Origin of the sequence: Actinomyces sp. 2119, assembly GCF_003591215.1 — a bacterium.
GTDB lineage: Bacteria > Actinomycetota > Actinomycetes > Actinomycetales > Actinomycetaceae > Actinomyces > Actinomyces lilanjuaniae.
This window is the reverse complement of sequence record NZ_QYRR01000007.1, coordinates 162,046-181,163: the sequence shown is the minus strand read 5'-3', so window position 1 is coordinate 181,163 and position 19,118 is coordinate 162,046. Positions and strand designations below refer to the sequence as shown.

The following is a 19,118-nucleotide window of genomic DNA, read 5'->3' as shown; positions in this document are numbered from 1 at the left end:
ACGTATGCGACGTTTTCCGGCCCGTGTCCCAGCCCGTCTCCTGGGGCTGATAGGTGCTCTTGCCCTGGCTGGCGCTAGCCTGGGGGCCTGCTCCTCCGCTGAGGACCCGGGTGGCTCGGGGGCTGCAGGCGGCTGTGACACCCTTGAGCACCTGGGCACCTTTGACGACACCGTCGTCACCGTGTCGTCTGCCCTGAGCGACAGCGAGGCCGAGCGCTTTGAGGCCTCCTTGGCGACCTTCGAGGAGTGCACGGGGATCGACGTCGTCCACACCGGCTCCAGCTCCATGGAGACCGAGCTGCTGGAGGGGACCACCGGCTCTGCCTCGGTGGCGGGACAGGAGGAGGGCCAGGAGCTGCCGGACCTGGCGATCGTGCCCCAGCCCGGGCTGGTGGCCGAGCTGGCGGAGGCGGGCGTGCTCGTGGCCCTGCCCGACCAGGTCAACGCCAACATCGAGATCGGCTGGAACCGTCAGTGGGCGCAGATAGGCACCTATGACGGTACTGCCTACGCGGCACCGCTCATGGCCTCGGTCAAGTCCTTCATCTGGTACTCGCCGGTGGCTTTTGCTGAGAGCGGCTACGAGGTGCCCCGGTCCTGGGCTGACCTGGAGGCCCTGACCGAGCAGGTGGTGGAGGACCACCCGGACGGGGTGGTCACCCCCTGGTGCCTGGGTCTGGCTGACGGGGAGTCGACCGGCTGGACTATGACGGACTGGCTGGAGGACACCATGCTGGCCACCCAGGGGCCGGGTCCCTATGACACCTGGGCCAGTCACCAGTCCGCGCTTGACGACCCCTCTGCGGTCAGGGCGCTCACGGCGGTGGACGACCTGGTCCTGGCTGACGGGCACGTGGACGGTGGGCGGCAAGCCGCTGCCGCCAGGAGCGTGGAGGAGGCGGGCAGCGCCCTGCTGGAGGGTCGCTGCCTCATGCTGCACGCCTCCTCCTCCTTTGAGACCATGCTGCCCGAGGGGACCATGGTCACCGACGCCGACGGGGACAGCCCGGTGGCCTACTCCACGCCGCGCGACACGGAGGACGTCGGCAGTACCGGGGATGCTGGGAGTGCGGAGGTTCCCTCCCAGGTGCCCAGCCCGGCCGCGAGCCCGACGGCGTCCTCGGCCTCCACGACGGTGCGCACCGGTGCCGCCGTCTCCGCCTTCCTCACGCCCTCTGCCGATCGTAGTGCCGCCCCGGTGCTCGTGGGCAGCGACTACCTGGTAGCCCTGGCGCAGGGAGAGGCCCAGGCCGCGCTTATGGACTACCTGACCTCGGCGCACTGGGCGCAGGAGAGGGCCTCCCTGGGGGGCGTGGCCACCGCGCACCAGGGCGTGGACGCCTCCCAGATCCCCAGCGACGTGGCCCAGCGTGCCACGACCCTGCTGCAGTCCCGGGAGACCACGGTCCGTATGGATGCCAGTGACTCCATGCCTGCCGTGGTCGGTGCCGGGGCTCTGTGGACGGACCTGACCCGGTGGACCACGGGCGAGCTCAGCCCCAAGGAGGCCCTGTCCAGCGCGGAGAAGAGCTGGCCCCGGGAGGGCTAGCCGAGCCGCCCCGGGACGGCTGGCGGGGAACAGGTGCCTTGGGACCTGCCGCTGGCTGGCTGTGGCCTGGTAGCCTGCGGGGTAGACGACGGCGGCGCGTCTGACCACCGCACCACCTCCGCGCCGCCGTCGTCCTCAACACCACGGCACCAGGTCGAGGAGGACTGATGGGACTGGGATGGTTCGGTGCTCCGGAGCACAACCGCTGGCTGGCTGAGGAGACGCACGCGCTCCTGCGGTACGCGCGCGGTGCAGCCGTGCCAGCAGGATTCGGATGGATCGGCCAGGACGGGGCGGTGGACACCTCCCACCCAGTGGAGTTGTGGATCACCGGTCGCATGACCTTCGCGTTCTCCCTGGGTGCCCTCATGGGTATTCCCGGGTGCCGACGCTACGCCGACCACGGCGTTCGGGCGCTGCGGACGGTGCTGCGTGACCATGTCCACGGCGGCTGGCACTCTGCGGTCGGACACGAGCCAGACGGCCAGGGCCACGGTGTCCCGGTGGAGGCGCAGGCCCGCAAGGAGTGCTACCAGCACGCCTTCGTCCTGCTGGCGGCCGCCACGGCTACTGCCGCTGACCGCCCCGGTGCCCACGACCTTCTGCTGGAGGCCACGGCGGTCCAGGACCGCTACTGGTGGGACGAGCGCTACGGGCTGCCGGTGGAGTCCTACGCGGCGGACTTCACCGACCCGGAGGACTACCGGGGGATCAACGCCGCCATGCACACGGTGGAGGCCTACCTGGCTACCGCTGACGTCACCGGTGACGTCAAGTGGCTGGAACGGGCTGTGCAGGTCATTGACTTTGCCGTCAACGTCCAGGCGCGCGCCAACGAGTGGCGGTTGCCGGAGCACTACAACTCTGCCTGGCGTCCTGTGCGGGACTACAACCGCGATCAGCCCGCCCACCCCTTCCGCCCCTACGGGGTCACTCCCGGTCACGGCCTGGAGTGGGCACGGCTGACCGTTCAGGCTCGGGGCGCGCTGGTGGCGCGCTCGCTACCGGTGCCGGACTGGATGCTAGACGCTGCCGAGTCCCTCTTTGACCGTGCCCGCACTGACGCCTGGAGGGCGGACGGGGCTGCGGGCTTCGTCTACACCACCGACTTCGGCGGCAGCCCGGTGGTGCGCGAGCGCATGCACTGGGTGGTCTGTGAGGGTGTTAGTGCTGCAGCCGCCCTGCGGCGGGCGCTGCTGGACGACGGTCGCGGTGAGATCAACGTCGAGCTCTACGAGCACTGCTACCGCTCCTGGATCGACTACGCCGAGGAGTTCCTCATCACAGAGCCGGGCGTGTGGACCCACGAGCTGGACCAGGACAACCAGCCCTCCACCCGGACCTGGGAGGGGCATCCGGACGTCTACCACGCGCTGCAGATGACCCTTGTTCCCCGCCTGCCTGTCTGGCCGTGCCTGGGGCAGGCCCTGGCGGAGGGGCGGCTGGACAAGCCGGAGTCTGCGGTACCGGTGCACGCCCAGCAGCCTCGGCGGCGAGGGTTCTTTGGGCGCTGAGGCCGGGGCGGCGTGGGCCGGGGTGGCTGTGCTGATCTTGAGTACTCTGCTGGTGCCGACCTGGGTGAGATGGTAGAGTGACGCCCGTTCCGCCTCAGGCGGGATGTCGGAGAGGTGACAGAGCGGCCGAATGTGGCGGTCTTGAAAACCGCTGTGCGCCTGGCGCACCGGGGGTTCGAATCCCTCCCTCTCCGCGGCGGTCCACCGGACAGCGGTTCTGCGTGGGCTGTCTGTTGCCCAAGCGGGTGATGGAGATGTCGCATAGTGGCCTAGTGCGCCTCCCTGCTAAGGAGGTTGGGGTGGAAGCCCCTCGGGAGTTCGAATCTCCCCATCTCCGCCATGGTCTGATCTTCGCCACGGTCTGTGGTGAGGCCCCGTCAGGACTCCTGGCGGGGCCTTGTGCTTCCCGGAGGAGTGTCTGGTCCGGTGAGACCAGGCCGTGAGGATGCGGTAGGGCTGGATCTCTGTGCCAAGCCTCACGAGACCTGGATTTGTCCAGCAGCGGTGCTCCGAGTAGCCTACATTCCTGTCGGCAACGACGTGCGCCTGTAGCTCAACGGATAGAGCATCTGACTACGGATCAGAAGGTTGGGGGTTCGAATCCCTTCGGGCGCGCCACACCTCGTCATCGGCTGAAGAGTCGGAGGCGGGGTGTTTTCCATGTCTGCGCGGGTGCTGGCTTCCCGGTGGGCATGGCTGGTGAATACTGGCTGGCTGGTGCTGCGGGTGCTACCTGCTTGGTGCTCTTGCTGACTATTCGGCCTCCTGTCCGTCTGGTGCCCTCGCTGGCTATTCGGCGTCCTGTCCGTCTGGTGCCCTGGCGGTGACTCGGCTCCGGCTCGGGGTGGTATACGAGGTTCCAGCCTGCGGTGGTTTACGAGGTCGGGGTACGTCGTGCGACTCCCCTGCACTCCGTTGGCGCACCCTGGAGTCGTAAACCGGTACCGGGGAGTTGGCTCGTGCCCGGTAGTGGGACCTAATCCATGTCTCGACTGTCTTGGCTGACCCCGACTGTCTTGGCTGTCCCCGATCGAGCGTCCGACCGGGGACAGGAGCCTGTGTTGTCTTTTTGGCTGTGTCGGCTGGGATGGAACTGCGCAAGGATATGTGGCGCGATTTGCGGGTGACTCGATTTTGTCGTGTTGTGGTGGCGCAGGGTGAACTGGGCTCGCATGCGGAGGTCAAGGCAGGCTGGCGCGGTTCTCGTTCTAGCTGACGTTTTCCGCCTCAGCATGATCTGCGTGAGCCCACCTTGCACGCTTCACGCCGGGCTGACATCGCGCAAACAACTACTCCGCCCGTGCTCCTGTCCTCCCCTAATCCTGGCTCGCCTTGCCGGTGGGGCACACCACCCCAACATCACTGGTAGGGCGGAGGCGGTGGGGCCGCCCGTTCTTACTGGTGAGGCCTGGCTGTTTTCCTCTCGGCCGATGCTGATCGAACAAGCCCTCGCCTGCACCACAGGTTTCCTGGGTGGGTCGCGTGGGGGCTGGGTTCCTGGGTGGGTAGCGTTGGGGGCTGGGTTCCTGGGTGGGTTGCGTTGGGGGCTGGGTTCCTGGGTGGGCGACGTGGGAGTTAACTCTCCGGATGGATTGTGTGTGAGCGGATGCATGTGACCCGGCTCAGGGGACCGCACGCTGCGGCGCCCCCTGAGCCGGGCCAGTACTTTCTCAGGCCACTACCGCCTCAGGCGGCCTGGTCCTCAGGCATGGCCAGGGGGTCCGTGGGGCAGACCTGCCCTTCCTGCGGCAGCGTCCCCTCCGTGAGGAAGGTGTTGATGGCCTGGGTGGAGCACGTGTTGCGACCGACCGAGCCGTGCAGCGCCTCGTTGACGGACAGCAGGTGCCCGGCCTCGAGCTGGTCCGCCAGGGCCACCGACCACGGGTAGGGGGTCTGGGAGTCGTCGTAGACACCGACCACCAGGATCGGGTCCGATCCCGAGGCGCTCAGGGGTGCGGGGTCCCGGGCGTCCTCCGCGTGCCCCCAGCCGTGGCAGAAGGCGTCGATGTAGGCGCGCGTGTCGTTGTAGAAGAACGGGTAGGACTCCTTGAGGTCGGCGGCGTGCGCGTCCCACGTGGCCTCGTCCCCGGTGTCGGGGTAGTCCGAGCAGTGCACACCGTAGAAGGCGAAGTTGCTGTTCCAGTCCTGGGCGACCTGCTCGGGGGTCGGCAGCTGCTCCTGGACCCCGCTGTCCCCGCCGACCAGCGAGGAGACCGTCATGACGTTATCCACGAGGGTCGTCCCGTTGCGCTCGTTCATGGCCTGGGCCAGGCCCTCGGTCAGGTAGGGCCAGTAGCCTTGGTTCTGCGTGGTGATGCGCAGGATAAGGTTGAGCATCTGCTCCCTGTCGAGCCCGAACGGCTGGTCGTCAACAGGTAGGGGGTCGGCATCCAGACCAGTGAGGAAGGTGTCGAGCTGGTCGAGCGCCTCCTGTGTGGTGCCGCTCAGCGGGCACCCCTGCTCCCCCAGGCAGGACTCTACGTAGGTGCGCAGCGTGTACTCGTAGTGGGCGACGTTGTCGGCGTGGACCTGGGAGCGTGTGATGGAGGGGTCCATGGCGCTGTCCAGCACCGTGCGCCCCACTCGGTCCGGGAAGAGGTCGGCGTAGAATGCGCCCAGGTAGGTGCCGTAGGAGATCCCCAGGTAGTTGAGCTTCTGGTCACCCACCACCTGCCGCATGACGTCCATGTCCCGGGTCACCGTGACGGTGTCCATGTGGTCCAGGATCTCAGGCACCTCCGAGTAGGTCTCGCAGGCTGAGGCGTATTCCTGCCCAACGGCCACCATAGCCTCTGCACTGTCGGCCTGGGACCGCATGGTCATGAGCTCCATAGGGCCAGCCGGGCTGCTTGCCTCCAGGTCCTCCTCGCTGCTGAGGCCGAGGAGGGCGGCGGCCACGGCAGGGTCGTTGCCCTCTTGCTCCCGGGCACGCAGGTCCTCAAGATAGGCGGCCACATCCTCCTGGCTCCAGCAGGTCAGCGGTGTCGAGCTGCCCACGCCCCGGGGGTCGAAGCCGATGACGTCGTAGGTGGACAGGGTCTCCGGGGTGAAGAACGTGGAGGCTGCGGGGACGAGGTCAACGCCGCTGCCGCCGGGGCCGCCGGGGTTGAGGAACAGGGAGCCGCCCTCGGCGTCGCCGTCGGAGGCGGGCAGCCTCTTGAGGGCCAGGGTGATGGTCTGCCCGTCGGGCTGGTCGTAGTCCAGCGGCACCGTGAGGGTGGCGCACTCGTACCCCTCGCTGCCGTCCTCGCAGCCGACCCAGGCCAGGCCCTGGTCGTAGAAGCGCTGGAGGCCTGGGCTCGCGGCGCCAGGGGTGGCGGGAGAGGGCGCCGAGTCGGAACCCGACGATGACGTGCCTGGCGCGGCCGAGTCGGTAGCGCTGCTGCCCGGGTCCGGGGCAGGGTCCCCGGCGGCCGATGCCGAGGACAGGGGAAGGAAGGTAGCCAGAGGCAGCGCCAGACCCAGGGCCAGGGCACCCGAGGCCAGGCGTGACAGGCGGGAGTGTCTGTGTCTCATGGCGTCATCATTGCGTGACCAGCGGGAGACTCTCTCATCCTTTCGGATGAGATCACGATACGGTCTCGTCCTCCCTCGGAGGGGGTTGGAAGGCGGCCGGTCCTGGCGACCCCGGCGACAGTCGCATCTTCCCCAGGGGCCTAGAGACAGAGCGCACCTGGCCAGCGTCCGTAGGAAGTCCCCTCCGGGCGGCTTGGACCCTGACCCGGTTAGCGGCCGTACAGGCTCGGTGGTGCCCACGCGAGCTGGAGCACTCGCACGCCTTCGTCGCGGGTGATGAGGCGTGCCCGCCCGGGGGGCCCGGGCACAGGCTTCTGCCGACCCAGCAGCGGCCCCTCCTCCGGGTTGCCCGGGAGCATGATCCCGGGCGTGGACAGGTCGGTGAGCGTCTGCATGACCGGCTCGAACATGCCACGGGTGGCCCCACCGATACGCCGGGTCAGCACCAGGTGCAGGCCGATGTCCTGAGCCTGGGCCAGCAGGGGCTGGAGGACGAGCAGCGGGTTGGTCTGGCCTGTGACGACCAGGTCGTAGTCGTCCACGAGCAGGTAGATCTCCGGCCCCTCCCACCACGATCGGTTACGTAGTTGCTCGGGAGTCACCTGTGGCCCGGGCAGCCGTCGCTGGAGGTAGTCGTACAGGCTGCGGAGCTCCCCGGTGGCGGCGTCACGGGTCGTGAGGTAGGCCAGCATGTGCTCTTCTGAGACCTCACCCAGCAGGGAGCGCCTCAGGTCGAGGACTAGAAGCCGCGCCTGGTCGGGCTGGTGGCACCGGCTCAACTCAGCCGCCAGGGCGCGCAGGAAGGAGGACTTGCCGGTCTTGGCGTCGCCGAGCACGATAAGACTGGGGTCCTTGCGCATATCAAGTTCCACCGGTGCCAGGCGGGCCTCGTCGAGGCCGATCACAGGCCCGGAGCGGGCGGGCACCCGCTCTCGCAGCGCGGCCAGTTCCACACGGGTGGGCAGAAGGCGGAGCTTAGGTCCGGGTGCGCCCTTCCACGCGCTGGCCACTGCGCGGCAGGCCTGCTCCACGCCCTGGGCCAGGGAGGCCGGGGCATGGTCGCCGTCGATGCGCGGCAGGGCCAGGAGCATGTGGTGGCCCTGGGCGTCAAGGCCACGCCCTGGTCTGCCCTGAGGTACGGTCTGGGCCACCTTGCGGCCGTGCTCGGAGTCAGCAGCGTCACCCATGCGCAGCTCGATCCTGGTGCCAATCAGGTCGCGGATCTGGGGGCGCACGTCCATCCACCGCACCGAGGACAGGACGAAGTGGACACCCAGGGCTAGTGCCCGTGAAGCCAGATTCATCATCTGCGCCGCGACATCCTCGAAGTCCGCGCGCAGGGTGCCCCAGCCGTCCACGACCAGGAAGATGTCCCCGTACCCGTCGTCGAGGTTCCCGGCGGAACGCTGGTGGCGGTAGGTCTGGATGGAGTCCACCCGGTTGGCCCGGAAGTAGCGCTCCCGGTCGTCAAGCAGGGAGGAGATCTCAGCCATGATCCGGTTCACCACGTCAGGGTCGTCGCGGGTGGCCATGCCCGCCAGGTGGGGCAGGTCCTGCATGGTGGCAAAGGTCCCGCCACCCAGGTCAATGACGTAGACCTGCACCTCGGCCGGGGTACGGGTGAGGGCCAGTCCCATCAGGAGCGAGCGCAGGGCGGTGGACTTGCCTGACAGGGGAGCACCGACCACCGCCACGTGCCCGCCCGCCCCGGACAGGTCCACGGTGAAGTGCTCCCGACGCTGCTCCAGGGGGATGTCGGTGACCCCCAGGGGCACCACCAGGTCACCGCGTGACCTCCAAGAGGGGGAGACCAGCCCCAGGGCGTCGTCAGTCACCAGGTCGCCCGTCAGGGAGTCGAGCGTCTCACTGACCTCCAGGGGCGGCAGCCAGATCTGGTGGGCAGGAGTGCCGTGCCCCGCCATCCGGCTCACGGCGATGTCCAGCATGGACATGTCTGCGTAGGGGTCGTCGTGGGAGTCGTTACCGTCCGCGGCGCCGGTGTCCGCAGTCAATGACGCAGCGGGTGGCGTGACGGGCGGCGGGGGCGGTGGCGGGGGAGGTGGGGCTGCTGCTCCAGGGCCAGCGGGCACCGCGCCAACAGCCGCCTCGACAGCCCTGACAGTCTCAGCGGCCGTGAAGGGGACCACCTCGACCGGGCCGGTGGGCTGAGGGGCAGCAAGGACCTCCTCGCCCCAGTGCGGCTGCGGGGAGGGGCGTGTGGGTGGCGGGCCTGCCACGTAGGCGGCCCGGAAGCGGGTCATAGTCTGGTTGTCGCTCTTGAGGAAGCCCGATCCAGGCAGGGAGGGTAGCTCGTAGGCGTCGGTGACCCCCAGGACCACACGGGACTCCATGGCGGAGAAGGTGCGCAGGCCGATCCGGTAGGACAGGTGGGAGTCCAGGCCGCGCAGCCGCCCCTCGTCCAGGCGCTGGGAGGACATGAGCAGGTGGACTTGCAGGGAGCGGCCCAGGCGGCCGATAGCCACGAAGGAGTCGATGAGCTCGGGCCTGGCGGACAGCAGCTCGGAGAACTCGTCGAGGATGACCAGCAGGGCGGGCAGGACAGGGCCGTTGTGGCGTCCCGCGCGCCGGGCCTCCTCGTAGTCGGAGACGTTGGCGTAGTTCCCGGTGTCGCGCAGGATCTCCTGGCGTCTCACCATCTCTCCACGCAGGGCCTCCTCCATGCGGTCAACCAGGTCCAACTCGCTCTCCAGGTTGGAGATCATGGCGGACACGTGGGGGAGCTCGGACATGCCGGCGAAGGTGGCTCCGCCCTTGAAGTCAACCAGGACAAAGTTGAGCTGCTCGGGTGAGTGGGTCAGTGAGAGTGCCAGGACCAGCGTACGCAGGACCTCTGACTTGCCCGAGCCTGTCGCCCCCACCAGCAGCCCGTGGGGACCCATCCCGCCCTCGGCCGACTCCTTGATATCCAGGCTCACTGCCTCTCCCTCCGGGGTGACTCCGAAGGGGACGCTGAGGCGCTGGTCGCCGCTGCGCCGCACCCACTGGCGCTGCGGGTCGAAGTCCCGTACGTCGCCCAGCCCGAGCAGTTCCATGAGGTCGGCCGAGCGACTAGGGTCGGAGGTGCCCACCGGTGCGGAGACCACCTCCTCCCCAGCCGTGGTGAAACGCGCGGCCAGACGGCGGGCCACCGCCTCGGCTTCCTCCGTGCTGAGCAGGTCGACCACGACTGGGACGGGGTCCTGGCCCGCAGCCAGGAGCTGCGCCTCCGGCTCGCCTGCTCCAACGGCACCAGGAGACAGAACCAGGCGCATCCTGGTCTGTGACACTGTGTGCGACGGGGCCTCTACCAGTTCGACCACCGTGACGCCGGGCAGGTCTGCCTGCGCGGCCAGCGGTGAGGACGGGGAGATGCGAGAACCGTCAACCACGACGAGGACATGAGGCTGTGGCCCGTCGACCTCCTGGTTCTCCTGGAAGGAGAGGCCGTGCCCCTCCAGTGCCCCCGGCAGCCTGTCGGCCAGCTCCTCCAGCGAGGCGGCGATGAGACGGGCAGGACCGGCGGCATCCTCCACCCGCTCGGACCAGGCGTGGGGAGCCCATTTGACCCATTCCCATGCTGGAAGGCGTTCCTGGGCGGCCACCACGACCACGCGCAGCATGCTGGGCGGCGTCAGGGTCATGAGGTGGGCGAGCAGCGCCCTGGCCTGTGCCCGGGTGGACTCGCCCGCTCCCGCGATCTCGAGATGAGAGATACCGCTCAGGGAGGTGCTTAGCGGGAGGGCGTCCACATGGGTGTGGGTGTCCAGGAAGCGGCGCATCGCCGACTCGCACACCGGGTCCGGGCTGGCCAGCGCGCCCAGTTCCTCCGCCTCCAGCCTGGCCGCCAGCGGCTGGGTGGAACGTCCCACCCGGACCCGCAGCGGGTCCGAGCCAGAGCGGGCGCGCTCCCACACGCGCACACCCTGGTGGGCCAGGAACGGCAGCGCCTCAGGGTCCGGCAGGAGGGAGAGGGCGCGACGGCGCTGGAGCGCGGCCGTGCTGCGCACAGTGTCACGGACCTCCGAGAGGTAGGCCAGGTACTCCCGCCGCTGGTTGGCGACGTTGTTCCTGTGCTGCCGGACCTGGCGGTAGATGTTGGCCGCCACCATGGACAGCATCGCGACCACCATGCCGCCACCCATGAACATCATCCGGGTGTTGCTGCTGTTAGACACCGCCATGAACACCATGACGCCCATCGAGCCTGTCAGCGGCAGCACCATGGCCAGCGTGCTGGTCGTGTCCTGGGGGATGATGGCGTTGGGAGGCGCCTTGACCTCGATCGTCTCGGTCGGGGCCTCCAGGGCCTCGGGTCCGCTGGCAGTGTCGTCGTTCAATCGGGGGCCTTCCGTCGGGGGCCGGGACAGCCAGCAGATGACAGTCAGCGGATGAGACGTGCCATCCGCTTCTGCCACTGCGTGCTCGCTCGATAGAATCGTGACTACCCTACCCACAGTAGTGGCTGGCCCGGTGGCCTGTCCTGCGTCCTGCCGACCCTGCCCCGTCACCCTTGGAGCGTGTACCCGGAATGAGTACGACCAGCACGCACGTGACCCTCGTGCATGAGGGGGAGCGGCTCGACGTGGCCGTGCGCACCGGGACGACAGTTGCCGCGCTCCTGTTCTCCCAGACTGCCCGCCTAGGCTTCCAGGAGGTCAGCGTCACGACGGCGGACGGGGGCTACGTGGGCGGCAGTGCCGTCCTGGGCGCCGACGTGCCGGAAGGCTCCGTGCTCCTCCTTGGTGACGACGGACCCCGTCTGGGTGCGGGCAGAAGGGGTCGGCTGCTCCAGGCTGCTGGACAGGTCCTGCGGGGCACGTCGCTGGTTCTTCCTGCGACCCTCCTGGTGGCGCTGCTCGTGCTGCTACTGGGTGGGGTGCCCGCAGTGGTGGGGTGGCCCGTGCTGCTGCCCCCGGCAGCCAAGGCTGCGGGCGCAGCGCTCATCGTCCTCCTGGTCGCCTGCTCTGCCTGGCGCACGGGGGAGGAGGAGAGGACTCCCACGCATGAGGCTGCCGCGTGCCTGGGGCTGCCCCTGCTGGGGGCGGCCGGCGCGGTGCTGCTGGTTCCTGGGGGACTGGTGGACCCGGGTGTGGTGACGGCGCTGGCAGCATCGTGGGGTGCCGCTGCGGCAGCCATGCTCCTGTGGCTGGCCCGCCGTGGTGTCGGGAGCGCGGTGTCGGTGTGGTCCTGGACGCTTCTCGCAGTCCTAGTCACCTGTGTCTACGCGCTGAGTCTGCCCCTGACGCCTGTTCTCCTGGTCGTCATGGCGCTCGGGGCGGTGGGCGGCCTGCTGGTCCCCGGCCTTGCCGTGACCTTCCCGGACACCCAGGTCCTGGACCTGGACGCGCGCAGGCTGGTGGGCAGGTCGGTGCGGGAGCGTAGGCCGTCCAGGGCGGCACGTGTCACCGGCTCCCGGGCCGCTCGCACGGTCCGGGACGCGCTGGTCGTCTCCGTTGAGCTGGAGGTGGTCCTGGCCGCGATGGTGGTGGCTGGCAGCCTCACGGCCCTGCGGGTTGCCGCCACGGATGGCGTGGCGGCATGGGGTGCGCGGGCTGAGGTCGCGTCTGTCCTGGCCCTGCTGCTGCTCAGGCCGCGGACGGCCCGGTCCCGGGCCCTGCGCCTGCTGCCACGGGTCGCGGTCGCAGTGGTGATGGTTGTAACGGTCCTCGCCGCCTGCCTGTCGGGCTCTGAGGACGTCCTGGCCGCCACGCTCTCTGGCGGCTCCGGCAGCATGGTCGCTGGCGGCCTCATGCTGGCCGGGGGCGGACTGATGACCGCTGGCGTGATGCTCAGTCTTCACCCCTCGGCGTGGTGGGGCCGGGCGGGTGACCTCGTGCAAGGGCTCGCGGCCCTGTGCGCGCTTCCATCGGCGGTGGTTGCCGCTGGACTGATCGACACGATGAGGCAGATATGAGGCAGGTATGAGGCAGGTTCGGCCCGGCACGGCTGTGCGGGGTGCCCACACCTCCTGGCGGGCGCTGACGGCCGGCGAGGCGGTGCTCGCTGTCCTCCTGGACGTCCTGGTGGTGGCGCTGCCCGCTGTGGCTGTCGGCGTGGGGCTGGGATCAGGCGTCCTCGCCTGGATGGTTGCTCTGGAGACCGTGGTGCTGCTGGTGCTGGTAGAGGCTCGCTCGGGGCGCACGCCGGGCCTGCTGGCGGTGTCGGCCGCCTCCTCTGCCCCGAGCCGGGGAAGCGCACCGGGCCTGGGCAGGGCCTCCGCTCGTGCCGTCCTGCGGCTGATGCTGCCGTTGCAGCGACGCACCGGCGAGGCTGCGGGTCCCGGAGCCAGGCAGTCCGTGCTGGATCTCCTGACTGGTACGGTCACAGTCACCAGCCGTCCAGGTCCTGCTGCCGTCGTGCCGGGGCCTGCTGCGCCACCGCCGACATCTCCCGCTCCCCCGCCTCCACCTGGGGCTATTCCACCTGGGACCGTTGTCTCCAGCGGCCTGCTCACGCCTGACGCAGCCAGGCCAGAGCTAGCGGTGCAGCGACCAGTGCAGCCGTCGACACAGGGGCGGCGTGCTCCTCGGCACCGGGCGATGACGCCACCCGAGGCCCCGTAACGCGTTCAGGCGGCGGTCTTGCTACCGGGGATCATGCAGCGGCTGGCCTGGGACTTGTCCAGGTACCGTGAGTGCGTGTGACCAGGCAGGTCGGTGAGCCGCTGCCCCGGCACCTGGAACTGAGGGTGCCCCGGGACTTGCCCAGGGCACCCCCCGACAACACGCAGCCCTCCTCGGGCGGAGTCGGCTTGCTGCGACAGGCTCTCTGCCGCCCTGCGGCTCGGACGGCTCAGGCGCCGAACAGGCCTGCTGCGCTGGAGTCGGTCGAGTTGTAGTTCGCCGACGAGGTGGACACGTGGGCACCCAGGCGGCCGATCTGGGTCTGCATGTCGTTGAGCGCCGCCCGGCACTCGGCCATGGCGATCGTGTACTGCTGCTGCGCCTGGCCGCTCCAGTCAGACTGGGTGGGCCGCAGTTCAGCGTCCATGTTCTCCACGTTGGCTGCACTCTGCGCGGAGGCCTGCGTCATGGCCTCGGACAAGGCAGCCAAGGAACTGTAGTTCACAAGCATGTCGGTCATCTGTGGTCTCCTTCAGGGATGTTAACGGCACTGCGTCGCTGAATGGTGTAGACGGGGCGGGCCTGGTGGCCCACAGGTACCTCATACCTCTGTGAGTTGCTGGAATCAGCCCGGCAGCCCGTGGTAGGTCCCCACGCTCGCTCCGATCTGCGCGGCAGCAGAGGCTGCCTCCTCCTCGGTTGCCTGGTAGCTCTTGTCGGTGCTACGCAGGGCCTCCTCCAGGGAGTTCAGTGCCCGGTCGATACGGTTGGCGGCCTCCATCCACTGAGTCACTACCTGGGTAACCGCAGTGGCGCCAACCCCCTTCCACCCGGCCTGGGACTGTGCTGAGGCGTCGGAGACGCGGCTGGCGATGGTCTTCTGCTCTGCCCGGTGCGTGGACACGGTGTTTGCTGCGTTGACGAGTGTCCCGCTACCAGCGGCAAGGTTCTCACTCACTGAGGCTCTTCCTTTCTCGGGGGTATTGAGCTCACGCGTGTGGGTCATCGGATTATGTGGTCCTGGCCAGCGCCCTGGCAGGGCCGGTCCTACCTGGTCGCCGCCACTGGTTGTCGTGGCGGCATTACCAGAGAGGCCTGTAAACGCAGGGCACATAAACATGACCGTAAGACCACACTAGTGCATGTCACGAAGTCGTCACACCCGGTTCGTAAAGTGATCCATGCCGCTTTTTCGCTGGGTGGGTCGCGGGCTCGGATCGTGGTGGCCGGGTCCGGGTCGTGAGAGAGCCGTTCCTGCCCCAAGCCAGCCGGTGGCGGAGGTGCCGTCAGGCGATGCGGACCTGTGAGACCGAGGTGCCGTGTCTGTCCCGTGACTTACGATGGAGGCTGTTCCGTGGCATCTGCGACGACGTCGTGGGTCGCTGTCCCCGTTCCAGGAGATCGCCGTGACTCCCCCGAGCACCTCTGTGCGTGAGCCCTCCCTTGTGCCGGTGACCGTCTGGCACGCCAGTATCCCGACGGACCTTGCCCTGTCCTCCACGGTCCCGCTGGTTGAGCTCCTCCCCGCCCTGGCACAGCGTCTCAGTGCGCTTGACCACCAGGCCTCCTCCTACGGCCTGCACCTGCTGACGCAGGACGGCACCGTGCTGGACAGCTCCCGCTCACTGGGCGACCAGCGGGTGCGACCGGGGGCGGTCCTGACCCTGGCACTGCGAGATACCAGGGCGGCGCCGCGTTACGACGACCTTGTCGAGGCGGTAGCTACTGCCGTGGAGGAGCAGCAGACCGCCTGGGAGCCGCGCGACTCCGTAGCGATGTCCCTGGCAGCCTCCTGCCTGCTGTTCCTCGTGGCGGGGGTTCTTCTCCTGCGCCAGGGGCCTGGGGACCCGCTGGTGCCCCTGAGTGCCGTCGTCGTCACGGGTCTGCTGGTCCTGGCTGCCTACGCGCTTGACCAGCTGCGGATCGCGGGCGCCTGGGCACTGGTCATGACGGCTGGCGCCCTGGCGGGCGTGGCTGGTCACACCGCGCTGGAGGGGTCGGCGACGGGCCTGAGGCTGGAGGCGGCCGGCGCTGCCGCTGCTGCGGCCGTCGCCCTGTGCGCGCCCACGCTGCGAGGCAGCAGACCGGTGCTGGCCGGGCCAGCCCTGGTGTGCGTTGCCTTGGTGGGCACTGGCCTGGGGACCCAGGGGCTGGGCTATCCGCTGCATCACGTGCTGGCGGTAGTCACGGCGTGTGCGGCTGTCATCTCCCTGATTGCGCCCTGGCTGGCCCTGGCCTCGGTTCCGGTCACGGTCAGCCTGCCGGACCAGGCTGGCAGGCCGCCGCTACGTGGTCCGCAGGACGAGGTGACGCCTAGCCTGGTCGCCCGGGTCATGGACATGACCGGCCTGGTCCTGTCCGTGCGGGTCTCCTGCTCGATCACCGTCCTGACATGTGTGCCCGTACTGATGGAGACGGGATGGGAGGGGGCTGCCCTGGTGGCGGCCGTGGCTGCCGCCTTCATGCTCTCCACGCGGGCGGTCCGCTCCCGCAGTGATGTACTTGCCGGTGTCGTGGGCGGGATGGCCGTGCTGGTGGTCGCCCTGGTCGTGACGGTCACCTCTCGCACGGACCTGCTCATGCCTGCGGTGGGAGCGGTCGGTGCCGTCGGGGTGGCGGTGCTCCTCCTCAATGTCCTGGGGCCGTCCTACCGGCCACGCCTGGCGCGGGCCGCCGACGCGGTCGAGGTCCTCGTGCTCATGACGATCCCGCCCCTGGCTGCCGTCGTCTGTGGGGTGCTGTGATGGCCTCCAACAGGGACATCCTCAATGCGCAGCGCTTCAACCGGCAGCGACTGGTCATGGCGTTCGTCGCCGGGACCCCGGGTGGACGGGAGGTGGAGCCGAGTGGCACAGTGCGGCCGCTTGTCGGCGGTGTCGCCGTCACACTGGTCATTCTCCTGGTGGCCTTCGTGGTGGGCCGGTTCACCTCCAGCCTGCCGGACGGGTGGGAGGACAGCACGCTGGTCGTCGTCAGGGACGAGGGGACCCGCTACGTCACCATCGACGGCAGGCTGCGCCCGATCACCAACCTCGCCAGCGCGCGTCTGCTGGCTGAGTCGGGATCCTTCCAGGAGGTCTCGGTCAGCGCGGACACCCTTGACGGTATCGAGCGGGGGAGCCGGGTGGGGCTTGAGGACGCCCCCGAGGAGCTGCCCGGCTCCGACTCCCTGGTCTCCCAGGGGTGGTCAGCCTGCTCCACCACCTCGACCGCGACCTCCGCCTTCCTGGGCACCTCACCGCAGGGACAGGCTGCCGCCGACCACGCGCTGGTGTCGGTGGAGGGGACCATCTACCTGGTCGCGGAGGGGAGGAGCCATGAGGTCCCGGCTGAGGTCAGCGGGGCGGTCCTGCTCGCGCTGGGGCTGGACTCGGAGCCGGTGGTGGAGGTGGACGCCACCTGGCTCAACCTCTTTGACCAGGGCTCCGTGATCGAGCCGTTCACGCTGCCCGAGGCCGGGACACCCGCAGACGCCCTGGCCAGCACGGTGGAGGACGCTGTCTCCGGCATGCTGCTGTCGGTCACGGACACCTCCGGGGAGCCGCGCTTCTACCTGGTCCAAGATGACGGGACCCTGGCCCGGCTCACCGAGGTGGAGGTAGACATGTACGAGCTGGGCAACCCGGAGGTGCAGGCTCGTGAGGTCAGCGCCGCTGACCTGGCCCAGGTGGCCACGGCGGAGGCGGGCTCGCCCAGGGACTGGCCCCCGGTCCTGGGGGCGGGCGTCGGTGAGGGGCAGAGCGTGTGCGCGGTCCTGCAGGTTGACGGCTCCGGCGGGTTCACGACGGGCCTGGGTACTGCCGACCAGCTCGGTGACGGGGGCGTTAGCGTCGAGGGCGGGACGGGCGCCCTGGTCCGCGCAACCTCCGGCGGCTCGGCCGGGACGGTCTTCCTGGTCACTGACGCTGGCCGCGCCTGGGCGCTGGGAGGGGACCCGGTGGACACGCTACAGCGACTGGGCTACTCGGAGGAGGACGTCGCCTCCGTCCCCTCCCCCTGGCTGGCGCTGTTCCCCACCGGCCCGGAGCTGTCCTCGCAGGCCGTGTGGGAGGGGGTGGCCCAGCAGTGAGGGGCAGGACTCCGGAGGGGCACAGGCCGGATGCGGAAAGCAGGGGCTCGTGGGCGGTCCGTCGGTGTGGTCTGCTCCACCTGCCGTGGCGGCTGCTGGTTGTCGCTGCTGTCGGGGTCTGGCTGGCTGCGCTGGCCGCAGCAGGGCCGACGGCTGCGGCCCCCGTTGAGCCTGACGACCCCGCACAGGAGGAGACCCAGCAGGCTCAGGAGGAGCCCTCGCCCCAGGAGGAGGCCACCGACTCGCAGGCGGAGGAGACTCCCTCCCCTGAGCCTGAGCCGACACAGGAGCCTGACGAGGCTGAGCCGACGGACGAGCCGACGCAGGAGACTGATGAGGTCGAGCCGCAGGAGGAGCCGGCCCCTGTGGCGCCCGCGCCGGTGCAGACCGCACCGCCTGCGGTGAACCAGGAACTTTCCGGCTGCGGTGAGCTCGCGGAGGAGGGAGCTCTGGACGAGGAGGCCCAGGACGAGGAGACGCCGGTCCCCCTTATTGAGGACGTCCCGGCCGTCTTCTCCCAGGTCGGCGTGGAGGCGGCCTGGGAGGTCTCCCGGGGCACGGACGTGGTGGTAGCGGTCGTCAGCTCCGGCGTGGACGCCTCCAACCCGCACCTGGAGGGTGCTGTCGTCCCGGGGGCGGACCTGATGAGTGGAGGGGACGGGACGGTGGACGAGGACGGCCAGGGGACTGCTGTCGCCGGCCTGATCGCCTCCAGGCCGGTGGAAGACTCCGGGCTGGTGGGTGTCGCCCGGGAGTCGCTCATCATGCCTGTCCGGGTCTTCTCCGGCACCTCGGAGGCGGTTGTGGAGGAGGGCCGGGGGCCGCAGGCCTGGAGGACGGCCCAGGGCATCAGGTGGGCGGCTGACAACGGCGCCCAGGTTGTCGTGGTGCCTCAGGCGCTGGAGGACGACGCCCCCGAACTGGCCGAGGCCGTCGCCTACGCCGCGCAGGAAGGGGCGCTGGTCGTAGCCAGCGGGGGCCAGGCTGAGCAGGGTGAGCCGGACAGCGGCCAGGGCGGTGCGCAGGGCTCTTCCGCGACGTCCACCCCTGCGGGGACCGGGGGAGCCTCCCCGGGGGCTGGGGATGGTGACCAGGACACTGACACGACGGAGGAGCCGCGGTACCCCGCAGCCTATGAGGAGGCGCTGGGGGTGACGGCGCTGGACGCCGACGCCGCAGTATCTGACGCCGTGGTCCACGGCTCCCACCTTGACCTGGCGGTGCCCGCGCAGTCCGTGCTGACGACCTTCCTGGGCCAGGGTGACTGCCTGGTTGCCCGCAACGCCCCGTCCGCCTCCCTCGCCACCGGCTACGCCGCAGGGGTCGCAGCGCTCGTGGTGGCTGCCTACCCGCAGGAGGACCCCGCCGAGTGGGGGTACCGGCTGACGGTGACCGCCTTGCGCGCCACCCCGGAGCAGGCCTCCCCGACCGTGGGGTGGGGTGTGATCGCGCCCTATGCCGCGCTGGACTTTGTCAACGACGGCACGGCCCTGGGGCCGGACAACCCGCGTGGCGCCAGGCAGGCTGCGACCCCGGCGCAGGCCTGGGCGACTCCGCCGGTGAGCGACCCCGGTCCGGCCCGCAGGGCGAGCCTGGCCCGCAGGGCGGGGACAGCCGGGGCTGTGGTGCTGGCGCTGGGCCTGGTGGGCTCCCGCATCCGGTCTGGGAACGCTTCCGGGAGCAGGTCCGCCCTGGGTGGTGGGGGTGGCAGCGCCCCGAGGCTGTGAGGGCGGGGCCGGTCACGCAGAGGCACTCTTAGTGATCCTAATCACAGCCGTGACGAAGAAGGGTCGAGACTGCGTATTTAACGTAGGGTTATCCGCGTGTGACCGCCGGGGGCTCCTGGCGGACTGCTTCTCGTGTCCGTGTTCTCAACGTTCCCAACGTTCTCGATGCTGTGGAGGCCT

General features: G+C 69.6%; 11 protein-coding genes and 3 tRNA genes. 10 read left to right on the top strand and 4 right to left on the bottom strand.

Annotated elements, in window-relative coordinates; genetic code table 11:
• Nucleotides 1–4: 4 nt before the first annotated feature.
• From D4740_RS13470 to D4740_RS09990, 5 genes are all read left to right on the top strand, one after another.
• Nucleotides 5–1,549 (top strand): ABC transporter substrate-binding protein, encoded by a 1,545-nt coding sequence (locus D4740_RS13470; RefSeq protein ID WP_119836795.1) that lies wholly within the window; start codon nt 5–7, stop codon nt 1,547–1,549.
• 167 nt (nt 1,550–1,716) lie between these two features.
• Nucleotides 1,717–3,063, top strand: coding sequence for an AGE family epimerase/isomerase (locus tag D4740_RS10005; RefSeq protein ID WP_119836794.1), 1,347 nt, complete (start codon nt 1,717–1,719; stop codon nt 3,061–3,063).
• A gap of 108 nt (nt 3,064–3,171) precedes the next feature.
• Nucleotides 3,172–3,257, top strand: a tRNA-Ser gene (locus tag D4740_RS10000).
• A gap of 56 nt (nt 3,258–3,313) precedes the next feature.
• A tRNA-Ser gene (locus D4740_RS09995) sits at nt 3,314–3,403 on the top strand.
• A gap of 202 nt (nt 3,404–3,605) precedes the next feature.
• A tRNA-Arg gene (locus tag D4740_RS09990) sits at nt 3,606–3,681 on the top strand.
• Between the two features lie 1,068 nt (nt 3,682–4,749).
• Here D4740_RS09990 and D4740_RS09985 read toward each other — a convergent pair.
• Nucleotides 4,750–6,579, bottom strand: coding sequence for an alpha/beta fold hydrolase (locus D4740_RS09985; RefSeq protein ID WP_119836793.1), 1,830 nt, complete (start codon nt 6,577–6,579; stop codon nt 4,750–4,752).
• A gap of 209 nt (nt 6,580–6,788) precedes the next feature.
• Nucleotides 6,789–10,916, bottom strand: coding sequence for a type VII secretion protein EccCa (eccCa, locus tag D4740_RS09980; RefSeq protein ID WP_259390780.1), 4,128 nt, complete (start codon nt 10,914–10,916; stop codon nt 6,789–6,791).
• Nucleotides 10,917–11,107: 191 nt separating this feature from the next.
• Here eccCa and D4740_RS09975 point away from each other — a divergent pair, with 191 nt between their 5' ends.
• Together D4740_RS09975 and D4740_RS09970 are read left to right on the top strand one after the other, a co-directional pair.
• A complete protein-coding gene (locus D4740_RS09975) occupies nt 11,108–12,493 on the top strand; it encodes a hypothetical protein (protein ID WP_147392901.1) in 1,386 nt (461 codons plus the stop codon).
• Between the two features lie 7 nt (nt 12,494–12,500).
• Entirely contained in the window at nt 12,501–13,142 is a 642-nt protein-coding gene (locus D4740_RS09970; RefSeq protein ID WP_119836791.1) for a hypothetical protein, read from the top strand.
• Nucleotides 13,143–13,371: 229 nt separating this feature from the next.
• Here D4740_RS09970 and D4740_RS09965 read toward each other — a convergent pair whose 3' ends face one another.
• The gene (locus D4740_RS09965; protein ID WP_119836790.1) at nt 13,372–13,662 is read right to left on the bottom strand and encodes a WXG100 family type VII secretion target; all 291 of its coding nucleotides are present in this window, start codon (nt 13,660–13,662) and stop codon (nt 13,372–13,374) included.
• Nucleotides 13,663–13,767: 105 nt separating this feature from the next.
• The gene (locus D4740_RS09960) at nt 13,768–14,100 is read right to left on the bottom strand and encodes a WXG100 family type VII secretion target (protein WP_162933740.1); all 333 of its coding nucleotides are present in this window, start codon (nt 14,098–14,100) and stop codon (nt 13,768–13,770) included.
• Nucleotides 14,101–14,548: 448 nt separating this feature from the next.
• On the opposite strand from D4740_RS09960, the gene D4740_RS09955 reads away from it, so the two are divergent.
• The 3 genes from D4740_RS09955 to D4740_RS09945 are packed head-to-tail and all read left to right on the top strand — an operon-like array spanning nt 14,549 to nt 18,938.
• Entirely contained in the window at nt 14,549–15,886 is a 1,338-nt protein-coding gene (locus D4740_RS09955; RefSeq protein WP_259390779.1) for an EsaB/YukD family protein, read from the top strand.
• Nucleotides 15,886–17,211 carry a type VII secretion protein EccB gene (eccB, locus tag D4740_RS09950; RefSeq protein ID WP_119836787.1) on the top strand — a complete coding sequence of 442 codons (1,326 nt, stop codon included), beginning with the start codon at nt 15,886–15,888 and terminating at the stop codon, nt 17,209–17,211. The genes D4740_RS09955 and eccB overlap by 1 nt, the downstream gene beginning before the upstream one ends.
• Nucleotides 17,208–18,938, top strand: coding sequence for a S8 family serine peptidase (locus D4740_RS09945; RefSeq protein ID WP_182911393.1), 1,731 nt, complete (start codon nt 17,208–17,210; stop codon nt 18,936–18,938). Before eccB ends, D4740_RS09945 begins: the two co-directional genes overlap by 4 nt.
• Nucleotides 18,939–19,118: the final 180 nt, after the last annotated feature.

Coding starts and splice junctions, on each gene's coding strand:
- D4740_RS13470 (WP_119836795.1), top strand. CDS start 5: ATGCGACGTTTTCCGGCCCGTGTCCCAGCCCGTCTCCTGGGGCTGATA.
- D4740_RS10005 (WP_119836794.1), top strand. CDS start 1,717: ATGGGACTGGGATGGTTCGGTGCTCCGGAGCACAACCGCTGGCTGGCT.
- D4740_RS09985 (WP_119836793.1), bottom strand. CDS start 6,579: ATGAGACACAGACACTCCCGCCTGTCACGCCTGGCCTCGGGTGCCCTG.
- D4740_RS09975 (WP_147392901.1), top strand. CDS start 11,108: ATGAGTACGACCAGCACGCACGTGACCCTCGTGCATGAGGGGGAGCGG.
- D4740_RS09970 (WP_119836791.1), top strand. CDS start 12,501: ATGAGGCAGGTTCGGCCCGGCACGGCTGTGCGGGGTGCCCACACCTCC.
- D4740_RS09965 (WP_119836790.1), bottom strand. CDS start 13,662: ATGACCGACATGCTTGTGAACTACAGTTCCTTGGCTGCCTTGTCCGAG.
- eccB (WP_119836787.1), top strand. CDS start 15,886: ATGGCCTCCAACAGGGACATCCTCAATGCGCAGCGCTTCAACCGGCAG.